General features: G+C 63.9%; 10 protein-coding genes. 5 read left to right on the top strand and 5 right to left on the bottom strand.

Going from position 1 to position 12309, the window contains the following annotated elements; genetic code table 11:
- Positions 1-16 precede the first annotated feature (16 nt).
- Positions 17-1489 carry an NADH-quinone oxidoreductase subunit NuoN gene (gene nuoN, locus V5B60_RS03815; RefSeq protein WP_332350407.1) on the top strand — a complete coding sequence of 491 codons (1473 nt, stop codon included), beginning with the start codon at positions 17-19 and terminating at the stop codon, positions 1487-1489.
- A gap of 55 nt (positions 1490-1544) precedes the next feature.
- Entirely contained in the window at positions 1545-2117 is a 573-nt protein-coding gene (locus V5B60_RS03810; protein WP_332345697.1) for an NUDIX hydrolase, read from the top strand.
- Between the two features lie 198 nt (positions 2118-2315).
- On the opposite strand, the gene V5B60_RS03805 is transcribed toward V5B60_RS03810, so the two are convergent.
- The 5 genes from V5B60_RS03805 to V5B60_RS03785 form a co-directional block, all read right to left on the bottom strand.
- Entirely contained in the window at positions 2316-3011 is a 696-nt protein-coding gene (locus V5B60_RS03805) for a YceH family protein (RefSeq protein WP_332345696.1), read from the bottom strand.
- A gap of 75 nt (positions 3012-3086) precedes the next feature.
- A complete protein-coding gene (locus tag V5B60_RS03800) occupies positions 3087-4718 on the bottom strand; it encodes a peptide chain release factor 3 (protein WP_332345695.1) in 1632 nt (543 codons plus the stop codon).
- A 198-nt stretch (positions 4719-4916) separates the two neighbouring features.
- The gene (locus V5B60_RS03795; protein WP_332345694.1) at positions 4917-5762 is read right to left on the bottom strand and encodes a CheR family methyltransferase; all 846 of its coding nucleotides are present in this window, start codon (positions 5760-5762) and stop codon (positions 4917-4919) included.
- A gap of 281 nt (positions 5763-6043) precedes the next feature.
- The gene (locus tag V5B60_RS03790; RefSeq protein ID WP_332350405.1) at positions 6044-7528 is read right to left on the bottom strand and encodes a hypothetical protein; all 1485 of its coding nucleotides are present in this window, start codon (positions 7526-7528) and stop codon (positions 6044-6046) included.
- Positions 7528-8433 (bottom strand): glycosyltransferase family 2 protein, encoded by a 906-nt coding sequence (locus tag V5B60_RS03785; RefSeq protein WP_332345693.1) that lies wholly within the window; start codon positions 8431-8433, stop codon positions 7528-7530. The genes V5B60_RS03790 and V5B60_RS03785 overlap by 1 nt, the downstream gene beginning before the upstream one ends.
- 557 nt (positions 8434-8990) lie before the next feature.
- On the opposite strand from V5B60_RS03785, the gene V5B60_RS03780 reads away from it, so the two are divergent.
- The 3 genes from V5B60_RS03780 to V5B60_RS03770 all read left to right on the top strand — a co-directional run bounded on the left by V5B60_RS03780 (position 8991) and on the right by V5B60_RS03770 (position 12185).
- Positions 8991-9887, top strand: coding sequence for a GNAT family N-acetyltransferase (locus V5B60_RS03780; RefSeq protein ID WP_332345692.1), 897 nt, complete (start codon positions 8991-8993; stop codon positions 9885-9887).
- Positions 9888-9914: 27 nt separating this feature from the next.
- Positions 9915-11315 carry a PIG-L deacetylase family protein gene (locus tag V5B60_RS03775; protein WP_332345691.1) on the top strand — a complete coding sequence of 467 codons (1401 nt, stop codon included), beginning with the start codon at positions 9915-9917 and terminating at the stop codon, positions 11313-11315.
- Positions 11316-11438: 123 nt separating this feature from the next.
- The gene (locus V5B60_RS03770) at positions 11439-12185 is read left to right on the top strand and encodes a zf-TFIIB domain-containing protein (RefSeq protein ID WP_332345690.1); all 747 of its coding nucleotides are present in this window, start codon (positions 11439-11441) and stop codon (positions 12183-12185) included.
- The last annotated feature ends 124 nt before the right edge of the window (positions 12186-12309 follow it).

Here is a 12309-nt window from a genome sequence, read left to right as displayed (position 1 = left end):
TATGACTCTTGCCGAAATGCAGTTCCAGGTTCCGGACCTTCGCCTCGCGAGCGCGGAGATCTTCATGTTGCTGATGGCCTGCCTGATCCTGGTGGGTGATCTGCTGGCCAAGGACCAGAAGCGGACGCTGACCTTCGTCGCTACCCAGTTGACCTTGGTCGGCACGGCGCTGATCACTTTCGCCAGCAGTTCCGGCGACACGGCCTACACCTTCAGCAACATGTACGTTGGCGACCTGATGGCGGATCTGCTGAAGCTTCTCCTCTATCTCACGGTGATCGTCATCCTGTTCTACTCGCGTGGCTACATCCTCGAGCGGCCGCAGATGGCCCGCGGCGAATACTATTCACTGGCCCTGTTCGCCACCATTGGCATGATGGTGATGATCTCGGCCAGCCATCTCGTGACCGTCTATATCGGTCTGGAATTGCTTTCACTCTCGCTCTACGCGATGGTGGCGATGAACCGCGATTCGGTTCCCGCAACCGAAGCAGCGATGAAGTACTTCGTCCTTGGGGCACTCGCTTCCGGCCTACTGCTCTACGGCATGTCGATGATCTACGGTGCGACGGGCACGCTGGAGATCCCTGCGATCGCCGAACGCCTCTACCTCGGCCAGTTCGACAAGGGGATTCTCGTTTTCGGGCTTGTCTTTCTCGTTGCCGGTCTGGCATTCAAGCTTGGCGTCGTTCCGTTCCACATGTGGATACCAGACGTCTACCATGGGGCACCGACGGCGGTCACCCTATTCATCGCGACGGCACCGAAACTGGCCGCTTTCGCAATGGTCATGCGTTTGCTGGTCAACGGTCTGATCGTCGTCTCACACGATTGGCAGCAGATGCTGATCATTTTGTCGGTCCTCTCGATGGCCATCGGCAACATTGCCGCAATCGCCCAGACCAACCTCAAACGCATGCTGGCCTACTCGGCGATTTCCCATATGGGATTCATGCTGCTCGGCATCGTCACCGGTGTCGTCGGTGGTGACGCCCGTTTCGCGCTCAATGCGTACAGCTCGGCGATGTTCTACGTCATCACCTACGTCCTGACCAGCGCCGGCACCTTCGGGATGATCCTTCTGCTCGCCCGCGGTGGCCTGGAGTCGGACGAACTCGACGATTTCAAGGGGCTCAACAAGCGCAGTCCGTGGTTCGCGGGCGTCATGATGATGATGATGTTTTCGATGGCCGGAATCCCGTTCTTCGTCGGTTTCTTTGCCAAGTTTTCGGTTCTGCAGGCTGTCGTTGCCGCCGGCTATCTCTGGCTGGCGATCGTCGCCGTCGCTTTCTCTTTGGTCGGCTGCTTCTATTACCTGCGGGTGGTCAAGATCATGTACTTCGACCAACCGGCGAACATGAGCCCGATCGAGGCGCCGCTGGACATGAAGATCCTGATGTCGGCCAACGGCTTGGCGGTGGCTTTGCTCGGCATCTTCCCGCAAGTCCTGATGTCCCTGTGCGCGTTTTCGCTCTTGCGTTCGCTCTGATCGCCGGCAGCCGTCTGGCCGCAATGCCTTGCGCAGTCGTCGGGGCGTCGTCGGCGTGAGCCCTTCCCTGCAGGAGGAATACGGCCATCTCGCGGAGCAGCAGCTCGAGAGCGAGCAGGTCTTCAGTGGCCGGCTCCTCGACGTCCGTCGTGACCGCGTGCGGCTGCCAGACGGCAACGAGTGTCTGCGTGAATACGTCCGGCATCAGGGAGCTGTGGTGGTGATCGCCGAGCTCGAAGGCGAGCGGCTGCTTTTCGTCCGCCAGTACCGCTATCCGTTGCGCCGTGTATTCCTCGAGTTGCCGGCGGGCAAGATCGACCCGGGCGAGGAGCTTGTGAGTACGGGGCGGCGCGAGCTGCTCGAGGAAACCGGCTACCGGGCCAGCTCGTGGCGCCATCTTGGGGTCATGCACCCCTGCGTTGGCTACGCCGATGAGCGAATCGAGATTTTCCTTGCGCGTGGTCTGACCCGCGAGGCCGATCCGAGCCCCGACAGTAGCGAGTTTCTCGATGTCCTCAGTCTGCCTCTGGGCGAAGCCTTGGCGTCGGTAAAGAACGGGGCCATCACGGACGCCAAGACGATCACGGCGCTGTTCTGGGCCGAGAAGGTCCTGCGCGCTGCTTGGTGACCGCTCCTTTCGCTCCTTTCGGTGTTGCCGAACGAAGGCGACGAGGTTGAGGCGGCCGACCGCGTCGACAAGGCGGACGCGCCACGTCGATGGGGCGCCGACCCTGCGGCAGGCAGGCGGCGCGATCGCAATGGAGGTTGGAGATGCTCGCCTGTGCCGGCCATCGTGTTCCGCTGCCACCGCCCGCTGCTGCAGATCTCAGTCGGCCTGAGCGAGCGCTTCAGGCCGGGTCGGTCCGTCAAGCGTCGCCCGCAGCTCCTGCAACCCCGCGCGTAGCTCGGCCACTTCCTGCTCGAGGCGTGTCAGCCTGTCGCTGAGCTCGCTCGCCTCTTTGCCGGACTCGCACTCGCCGCTGCTCGGGTACGCCGGCAGCGCGGCTTCGCCGCACAGCAGGTGCGCCCAGCGGTGCTCGCGCGAGCCCGGCTGCTTCGGCATCCGGACGACCAAAGCGCCAGTGTTGCGAGTCGCCAGTTCCTCCAGGTAAGCCTCGACCGATGAACTGTCGTCGAAACGGTAGAGACGTTCGCTGTTGGCTCGCAGTTCGTTGATCGTCTGCGCTCCGCGCAGAGCGAGCGTGGCGAGCAATGCGACGGCCGCCGCAGGCAGGGCGTACACCCTTCCCAGATTGTGCGCGTAACGCAGAACCCGCCCCGAGGCGCCATAGGTTTCCAGCACCAGCGCCCGCTGGCGCAGGTTTTCAAGAGCCTGCTGAATTTCGCTTTCCGTTGCAGTGAGCACGGGGTCGCGCGCAGACTTCTGGTTGCAGCCGGCGCCAAGGCTGTTCAGGGTCAGCGGATAGGCGTCCGGCGTCGTACTCTCCTTTTCGATCAGCACGGCCAGAATCCGTGCTTCGAGGAAATCGAGCGGCCCCTGCGCGCTGGCGGCTTGTTTCATCGTCTGCTCCTTCCTGTTCGTCCTGTACCGTCTTCCCCCGGGGTGGCCGCTGACGCCCCGCGCGCCGGGCTGGACTCAGGCGAACAACTGTCCGTGTTCTCGCGAGTCGTGAAAGCCGACGCTGTTCCACTTCTCGCTGGTGACTTCGAGGTTGTACCGCGTGCTCGCCAGATAGACGGGGTTGCCATCGACATCACGCGCCATTCGCTGCACCTGCTCACGTTCGAAACTGCGGCGCGTGGTCTCGTCTGGGAACGTGAGCCAACGCGCGGTGTAGATGTCTGCGGGTTCGAATATCGCATCGACCTTGTACTCCGTCTGCAGCCGCTGCGCGACGACCTCGAACTGCAGGTTGCCCACCGCTCCCAGCAGCAGCGAACCGCTGGCCAGGATTTCGAAGACCTGGATCGCACCCTCTTCGCCGAGCTCCTGCAGGCCCTTTTGCAGTTGCTTGCTCTTCAGCGGATCGCGCAGGCGCGCTGCTCGGAAAAGCTCGGGTGAGAAGTAGGGAATACCCTTGAAGCCGAGTGTCTCGCCCTCGCTGAGGCAGTCACCGATATGCAGGTTGCCGTGGTTGTGGATGCCAATGATGTCGCCGGCAACGGCATCTTCCATCAGCAAGCGCTCGTTGGCCATGAAGGTCAGGACGTTCGCCAGTTTCATCTCGCGGTTCAGGCGGATGTGCTTGACCTTCATGCCCGACGTGTAGCGCCCCGAGCAAACCCTGAAGAAGGCGATTCGATCCCGATGCTTGGGGTCCATGTTGGCCTGAATCTTGAACACGAAACCGCTGAAGGCCGCTTCGGCGGGTTGTACCAGACGGCAGCCGGCATCGCGCTCCTGGGGTGGCGGTGCCCAGTCGAGCAGCGCCTGCAGGATTTCCTGTACGCCGAAATTGTTGATTGCCGAGCCGAAGAACACCGGCGACTGCCGCCCGGCAAGGAAGCCGACCAAGTCGAAAGGGCTGCTCGCGTTCTGGATCAAGTCAACGTCTTCCCGCAGGCGGCCGACTTCCCCGGGAAACTGCGCGTCGAGCACCGGATTGTCCAGTCCGTCGAGTCGCTCCGACTCGCTGCGCCGTTCCTCGCCCGCGGCAAAGTGGAGCAGGCGGTCGTTCAGCAGGTGATAGACGCCACGGAAGCTCTTGCCCATCCCGATCGGCCAAGTGATCGGCGCGCATTCGATGCCCAGAACGGATTCGATTTCTGCCAGCAGCTCGAAGGGCTCCCGCACTTCCCGGTCCAGTTTGTTGACGAAGGTGATGATCGGCGTGTTGCGCATGCGACAGACGTTGAGCAGCTTGATCGTCTGCGCCTCGACCCCTTTGGCTGCATCGATCACCATCACCGCGGCGTCGACAGCAGTCAGTACGCGATAGGTGTCTTCGGAAAAGTCCTCGTGCCCAGGCGTGTCCAGGAGATTGATGGTGTGCCCGCTGTACTCGAACTGCATGACCGAACTGGTCACCGAGATGCCGCGCTGCTTCTCGACCTCCATCCAGTCCGAGGTCGCATGGCGGGAACTCTTGCGTCCCTTTACGGTGCCGGCCAGCTGGATCGCGCCTCCGAAGAGCAGAAGCTTCTCGGTCAGGGTCGTCTTGCCGGCGTCAGGGTGCGAAATGATGGCAAAGGTACGCCGCTTTGCCACTTCACGCAGGATCTCCGGTGGGAACGTGTTTTCGTTGCTGCCGTCGGGGCCAATGCTCATCGGGATGCTTTCATGCGACAACGGGGGGCGGGCTGCGGTACGACCCTCTGTGAGGCGAGTTCCTGGCGGCGCGCAGGCCGCACTATAGCAGACGGGCGCAGGCGGGTGCCCCGCCTTGGCTGTCGCGCTATGGCCGGGCGGTGACACTTTCGGTAGGTTAGTGGTGGCGCGCGCCGCCTGCTCTCGGGGCCGGACTGATCAGGGGTGCGCTGCCGCACAGCCTGGCGTGCGGAAGATGGTGCTGTAGCGCATGATGAAGTCCGGTCTGGCTGCATCGATCGGCTCCAGTGTCCAGTATCCCCATGGCCAAGCCGACCGACGCATCTGATCGCTGTTGTGGATGGCCTCGATCTTCCAGTCGACGGGAATCAGTCGATGGCTCCTGACGAGAGCGAGCTTGCCGTCCAGATTCATGCCGGCAACGAACAGTGCACCGCCGGGACGCGTGGCGCCAACCACGCGCGCAAAGGCCTTGGCTGCGGTTGCATCGTCCATGTGCAGCAGAAAGTTCTGGGCGAAGACGATGTCGTACCCGGCAGTTGCCGAGAAGTCGCTGGCGAGCAGGTCGCCATGCGAGACGCGCACGTGCTGCCGGATGTCGGGGGCGATGCTCCACGCCTCGCCGCACGGCTCAAGCAGGCGCGCAGCATAGCGCCGGCTCTCCCCGTGCAGCGGATCCGCCAGTCCGTACTTGCTGCCGTAGACTGCCCGTTGGGCAATGGCAACGGCTTCGTGCGAAATGTCGAAAGCGTCGATCGTCCAGTCGAGAGCCGGGAACTCGACTGTCAGGTAGGCGGCCAGCGAGTAGGCTTCGCAGCCAAAGCTGCAGCCGGCTACCAGGATTCGGCAGCCATCGCCGCCGGCGACCAGCTCGCGAAGTGGACCCTGCAGTGCGTCGAGCTGGGGGATGTTCCGGAAGAAGCGGGTTGCCGTCGATTGTCCACGCGGCTCGCTGGCAAGTCGGCGGGAATGGATCGATCTGCCCAAGCCGTGCAGCAGGGGCAGATCGAAGAGTTTCTGGTTGAGCGAAACGCGTTCAGGCATGTGTTGTGGTGGGTCCTGTTGCCAAGGGTCTGCGAGCTCGCAGTCTGGCACGACCGGCCAGCGGCGGCGAAAGCAGCCGCTCTTGGCGCTTGCGCGCAGGATCTCTCTGCGGCGGCCAGCGGGTGGCCCAAGTCGCTCCTACGAGTATCGTCGAGCTGTGTCGCCTCCGTCAACCGCTGTCGTCGCCGGCAGCGCACGGGCTCCCCATCCCATGCGGAACGGCGAGTTTGCCGCCGGGCGACGCGGGTATCCCGTTCGCGCAGGCAGCGATCGGGCAGCCCTCATTCCCCGATCACCAGGATCGTTTCTCCCTTGGGGTTCCTGAACTGCCGGACGACCTGTTTGCGCTCCTTCGCCAACCAAGGCAGCAGAGTGTCTTCATTCGGTCTGTGCGTCAGCACGTAGTAGCGGAACCGTCCGGTGTCAGCGCCCGCCATCACCTGTTGCACCGTCATGTCCGTCCTCGGGTAACCGCGACCCGCGTAGTAGGCGATCCTGGCGTCTTCGTAATACACCCGGTCCTCGGCTTTCGTATTCTCGGCCAGCCAAGCCGCGGCTTCGAGGTAGTGCGTCTTTCCGGGGCCCCTCGACACGGTGTTTGCCAGCGTGAAGACCAGGAGTACGAACACGGCGACGGGCGACCAGCGCGCATGGCTCCGGCAGAACAGCATCAGAGCCATGGTCAGCAAGGGAACGACCAGGAGGTTGAGGAAACTTGTGTAGCGTGAGTTGATGAAGCGGAACTTGATGAAAAAGATGAGCAATACACCCAGGTAAAGAAGCCACGTCCACGCGAACGGCCGCAGCTCCCGCCAGTACGCGCTCACTGCCCGCCAGTTCGCGCGGTAGAGCAGGGGCACACACAGAGGCCCGTTGAGTGCGCAGAATTTCACCAGCAGCGTGAGCAACAGGCCAAATACGAGGATCTGCCGCGCGTCCTCCTTGGAGTGGTATTCGAGGATGATCTTGGCGAATTGATTCGCCATCTCATCAAGGCTCAGAAGCAGCGCTCGCGGATCGATCACGGCAGCGAAACCGGCGATCCGAGGCTGCCAGATGTCGGTTCCCGAGGCAAGCGCCAGAGCAGCCGCCAAGCCGACTGCCAGCGGCAGCGCGTTGAGCTGAAGCAGTCGCATCCAGCCTGCCCGAGTGTGCAGTTCACCCAGTAAAGTTGCGGCGAGCGCCGGCATCAGTACGAGCGCCTCGAGCCGGAAGAGGGCTGCCACACCAATTGCTGCCTGTATGGCAGCCGCCCGTGACCAGCCGCCACGCGCGAGCCACTGCAGCGCCAGATGGAGCGCCAGGACAGAGAAGAACCACGACCCGTGTTCCCTGATGATGTCGCCGCGGAACTGGTTGAACGCGGGCAAAGACAGGACAACCAGCGAAGCCCAGTAGTTGCAGCCGGGCGAGAAGCGGAGCGTCACGACGACGAGCAGGGCACTGGTGCCAGCCACGAAGAGCGTGCACCAGAGGTGCGCTGCCGTCTCCAGAGGCAGCCCGAACACCTTGCCGGTTGCCGCCAGCAACAGGGAGAACCAAGGCCAATCGAATGCCTGAAAGGCGACCGCCGCACCTTGTTCGAGCACCTGCCGAGCGACGTCGAGGTAGAGCGCCGCATCCCTGCCGACGAGGGTTGCTTGCGAGAACGCCAGCAGCGAAAGCAGCACGCTGCCGAGGAGGGCCGCAATGACCGGCCCGGTATCACCCGAGCTTCCGCAAGCCTGCGGGGAAAAGAATTGGCGCGGGATGGACAGGCGCAGCATCACGCCAAGAAGAGGCGAAGGGCCTTGCGCAGGTAGTTCCAGCGCAAGGCCTGTCGGCCGTCGAGGCGCCAGGCTGCGCGATAGAAATGCCTTGCCGCCGGACGGTCGCCCGACTGCAAGGCGGCGCGGAAGAGCGAGAGATAGCGCTGGGAAGCGTAGCGGCTGCGCAGCGGCTGACACTCGGCCGGCAGGCTGGCGAAGACTTCCTCAATCATCGTTACGGCTCTCATTTCTTCATCGCGCCGATCATGACGCAGGCTGTCCCCGTGCTTGTGGATTCGCGCCAGAACGACGTTGGTGGTCACTACCGGCGCGCTGACCAGCATGTGCGCGAACACCGGGACATCTTCACCACCACGGAGGTTCTCGGGATACGGCCTCTGCAGCAGGAGATCGCGACGGAACAGCGAGCAGCCATGCGAGATGGTGATGCGCTTCTGCAGAAGGTAGCGCTTGCTCAGTCGCAGTGGCGGTTCGGCAGGCACCGTCGTTGGCAGTCGGAGCCGCTCGCGACCATCGGCATAGACGGAAAGCTGCGCGCCGAGAATCGTACCGGCTTCCGGGTGCCGAGCAACGGTTGCGCGCAGGGTCTGGAGTGCGTCTGGTTGCAATTCGTCATCGGCGTCGAGCAGCAGGGCGTAGTGCCCGCGAGCCTGTCGCAGGCCGCGATTCCGTGCCGCGGCAGCGCCGGCATTGACTTGGTCGATCACCAGCAATCCGGGGTGACGCGCCACGTAGCCTGCCAGAACCTGGGCCGTCAGGTCTGTCGAGCCGTCGTTGACGACGATCAGTTCCATCCATGGCGCCCGCTGCAAGAGGACCGAATCCAGCGCTCTGGGCAGCAGGTGCGCGTAGTTGTAGGTCGGGACGATGACACTGATCAGCGGTCGTTCTGCTGCAGTCATTTCCTCAAGCGCTCCGTCGTACAGGTGGCGGCCGTTGCCGTGCCAAGATCCGGTGGCTTGCCGGGTTGCCTCGATGGGACCGCGGCGTGAACACTGGGATGGATCGAGCAGCCACCGTCCTGAGCCTCTGCAGCCGGACAGCTCCCGAAGTCAGCATCCGCCTCGGGTGTGATCCGGAGCCGCGAGGCAAGAGCCATGACCATCGTCTCCCTCGCCGCCGAACCGCCATCGTGACTGTTGGCCCTGTCGCCGTTCGCACTGGTCATCGGATCAGTATTTTTCTCCGATCCACGCCGGAATGCAATAATCCGTTTTGCGGCGCAGCATCGGGTTCGTACCGCCCTTGCAGCGCACAGGCTTCCCTGCGGTCGGGCGCCGTTGAAGGGGGAAAGGATGTACATGCGTACTTCATGGATGGCTGGCGATGTGCTGAACCTGCCACGGTTTTCTGGCAAGGCATGGTGCAGCTTGCGGTGCATGGTTGCACGCGGCGCCTTTGCGCGAATGATCCCCACGGCTGCGCGCCGTGTACCAGCTGTGCCCGCGGCGGGCGGCGGATGCTGAATCGTTGGCGTTCCTGGCGCGAGCGCGGCTGGACACCGGTTGCCGCAAGCGATTACGCGCGCGCCTGGCAGCTCTTTGGCGGCAGTGTCGCGACGCATCCAGCGATCGTCGAGCGCCTTTCTGCACTGGCAGAGATTCCCGTGCGCTACCTTGGCTGGTTTGCAGGCGGCGAGCTGCTGGCCGGAATCGCCTGCTGGGAGAGCCACCTCGCCTTGTCGAAGGAGGTTCTGAAGAAGCGCGGCCAGCGCGGACTGTTCGACTTGGGCAATTCGGAGGTCATCCTGCCGCTTGCCGCTGGCGTACAGGTACCGGTGCGCTGGCGGATGCGTTACGTGTCCGAACTCAACTGTGGCCAGATCAGTACGCTGCGGCCGCAACCCGAAGAGCTGGCTCTGCTGCGTCCGCTGCACGACTGCTCGGCGAAGTTCCTCTACAATCAGCGGCGGGAACTGCGGCGACTCGAGGAACGCGGAGGCCGCTTGCGCCCGCTTGCGGGCTACTCACCAACCGAGCAGGCGGCAATCTATGCGGACCTTTTTCGCCGCCGCTGGGGCTTTGCACCCCGGGGCGAGTCGCATCTGGCCGAGGTGTTTGGGTTGTTGCGCGAGTTCATGACGGGTTCGCTGCTCTTGCGTGATGGGCAGCCGATTGCCATCCAGATTCTTTACCGCGTGGAAGCGCCGAAATGGATTTCGCTCGAGTACATCAACGGCGGAGTCGATCCGCAGAACAGCGAGTTCAGCCCGGGCAGCGTGCTGACCTTCGTCAATGCCCAGGCGGCGCGCGCAGAAGCCATGGCGGCAGGCAAGCCATTGCGCTATTCCTTTGGCCGCGCTGACGGTGGCTACAAGGATCGTTGGTGCCATCGCACGCCCGCCTACCGAATCTGAGGACGGGGCAGGGATGCGAGTCCAACCATGAGTCCTCGCAAGCAACACCTGCTGTCGCGCCACCGCCGGCACAAGCGCCTCTTCCTGCTGTGCGGCGCCTCCTTCCTGGTGGCAACAGCCGTCTTCGTGGCCTGGTGGCTGGCGGTGTTGCTGTTGCTGTGCGGCTGGGTCGCGCACGAGGCCTGGTTTGCCGATCACCTCTTCTATTCGCCACGCGCTGATTACCAATACCGCTTCCCGGATGGGACGGCGCAGCAAACGGTTTCGCTGGACGAGGGAAGAGTGACGCTGACCGCGCCGCTGGCCAGCGGCGACACGCTGTTTCTCGAGCTGCGGCTGATCAGTTCCTGGCTTGGCCGCTGGATCGACCCACACGTCTTGATCGGTGGCGACCGGCAGGACTTCGAGCGTGGCGTTCGTGGGCGACGCTTTCTCAACCTGTCGGGGCAGGAGGCGGCGCTGGCCGCGGGAGAGCTGCGGGTCCGAGGCTGCCATTGCCGCCTGTCGGCGAACGCGACTCTCTACGTCCTGCGCAATCCGGACTACGCCGAAAAACGGATGATGATCGTGGCGCCGCATGCGGACGATGCCGAGCTGGCGGCATTCGGTCTCTACCGGCGGGCGGCCAGTGTGGCGATCGTCACCCTGACGCTGGGTGAAACCGAGGCCGGGAGCTACCGGCGCCTGGGTCTCGATGCCGCTGCTGCGGCACGTCTGAAGGGACGCCTGCGCACCTGGGACAGCCTGGCTGTGCCACTGTGGGGCGGAGTCCCGCAGAGCCGCTGTGTGCAACTGGGTTACCACTGCATGCAGCTGTCGGCGATGCTGGCTGACCCCGGATCGCCGTTCCCTTCGCGCGAGTCAGGTGACGCGGATGTGCGCGAAGCTCGCCGCCACAACCCGTTGTCACTACCCGCCGATGCCGACGGGCTGCCGTGCGGTGGCAACCTCGTCGCCGACCTGGCGGCACTGCTCGACCACTTCCGGCCGCAAGTCGTCGTCACCCCGCACCCGCAGCTCGATCCGCACGTCGACCATGTCGCCGCCACGCGGGCGCTCGAACTGGCGATGCAGCAGTCGGCCTGGCAGCCGGAAGTCGCGCTGCTGTACGCCAATCACCTGCATGACAACGACCGCTGGCCAATGGGTCCCGCTGGGAACGGCACGGCATTGCCACCAGCATTGACGGCGCTGCCGGCGGATGGCCTCTGGAGTCCGCTGCTGAGCTCGGCTGCACAGCTCGACAAGGCGATGGCCCTGGCCATGCAGCATGATCTGCAGGGTGGGCTGCGCTGCAAGCTGCGGTTGCGGCGACAGATCCAGCGAGCGCTTGCCGGCCGTAGCTGGCCCGCAACCGGCGACAACGAGTTTTTCCGCAAGTCGGTGCGGCGCCACGAGGTCTTCTGGGTTCGTCGCCTGCATGGCTGAGCTGTCGGCTTCTTGCGACCACGCTGCTGCAGCTATACTGCCGTACCCATCGGCTCGGTGGTCTGTAGCGAGGTCACGACCCGGTCGCGCTCACCGTCTCTTTTCATCTGCTCGTCCACCGCCATGAACCAGCAAACCAATACGCCGCGCGCGCGCATCGAACAAGGCAGTACCTGCCCCAGTTGCGGCGCAGCGATGGCTGTACATCGTTTCAAACGCCAGCTTGGTGGTGAAGTCTTGCTCGACATCTGCTTTGCCTGTCAGGGCATCTGGTTCGACGAGCACGAGAGCGCGCAGCTGGCACCAGCGGGCGTACTCGACCTCTTTCGTCTGCTGCACGAGCACCAGGTTGACCAGCGCCAGCCGTGGTCCACAGTCCTGCGTTGTCCGCGCTGCCGGGAATCCCTGCTGAACTGTCTGGACAGTACCCGTGCCGGTCGCTTCGCCTATGGCCGCTGTCCGCAGCGACACGGCCGCTACAGCGCATTCGCGGCGTTCATGATCGAAAAGGGGTTCGTCCGCCAGCTCAATGGCGCCGAGGTGACCGATCTGGCGCGCAGGGTGCGGACGATCCGCTGTGCAAGCTGCGGCGCGCCGGTGGATATCACTCGCGATCACGTCTGCAACCATTGCCGCTCGCCGATCGTCATCCTCGATCCCGATGCCGTGCGCACGGCTCTCGCTGACTTCGGCAGCAAGGCCCGCCGCCAGGAGGCGGCCGATCCACACGCCATCGCCGATGCGCTGATTGCCAACGAGCGCCAGAAGTCGTTGCATTCGCGGCAGGCGAGGAAGGACGTGCTGGAGACGGAACTCTCCGATCTCGTTGTCGGGGGCATCGAGACGATCTGGAATCTCATCCGCAGGTAGCTATTTTCCCCGTGCCCGCTACACATCGCGGGCGTTATCGCTTAGAATCCTTCGCCTGTAGGCCGGTCCCTGCAACCTCGGCAATGTGTCCGCGGGGAACAGTTTCCGGTCCTGGGTGAGAACG

Origin of the sequence: Accumulibacter sp. (assembly GCF_036625195.1) — a bacterium.
Classification (GTDB): Bacteria; Pseudomonadota; Gammaproteobacteria; order Burkholderiales; family Rhodocyclaceae; genus Accumulibacter.
This window is presented reverse-complemented; position numbering and strand designations above follow the sequence as displayed.

What these genes read in the sequence shown, in the direction of transcription:
- V5B60_RS03770 (WP_332345690.1), top strand. Translation starts at nt 11,439, where the DNA reads ATGAACCAGCAAACCAATACGCCGCGCGCGCGCATCGAACAAGGCAGT.
- V5B60_RS03785 (WP_332345693.1), bottom strand. Translation starts at nt 8,433, where the DNA reads ATGACTGCAGCAGAACGACCGCTGATCAGTGTCATCGTCCCGACCTAC.
- V5B60_RS03775 (WP_332345691.1), top strand. Translation starts at nt 9,915, where the DNA reads ATGAGTCCTCGCAAGCAACACCTGCTGTCGCGCCACCGCCGGCACAAG.
- V5B60_RS03790 (WP_332350405.1), bottom strand. Translation starts at nt 7,528, where the DNA reads ATGCTGCGCCTGTCCATCCCGCGCCAATTCTTTTCCCCGCAGGCTTGC.
- V5B60_RS03780 (WP_332345692.1), top strand. Translation starts at nt 8,991, where the DNA reads ATGCTGAATCGTTGGCGTTCCTGGCGCGAGCGCGGCTGGACACCGGTT.
- nuoN (WP_332350407.1), top strand. Translation starts at nt 17, where the DNA reads ATGCAGTTCCAGGTTCCGGACCTTCGCCTCGCGAGCGCGGAGATCTTC.
- V5B60_RS03795 (WP_332345694.1), bottom strand. Translation starts at nt 5,762, where the DNA reads ATGCCTGAACGCGTTTCGCTCAACCAGAAACTCTTCGATCTGCCCCTG.
- V5B60_RS03805 (WP_332345696.1), bottom strand. Translation starts at nt 3,011, where the DNA reads ATGAAACAAGCCGCCAGCGCGCAGGGGCCGCTCGATTTCCTCGAAGCA.
- V5B60_RS03800 (WP_332345695.1), bottom strand. Translation starts at nt 4,718, where the DNA reads ATGAGCATTGGCCCCGACGGCAGCAACGAAAACACGTTCCCACCGGAG.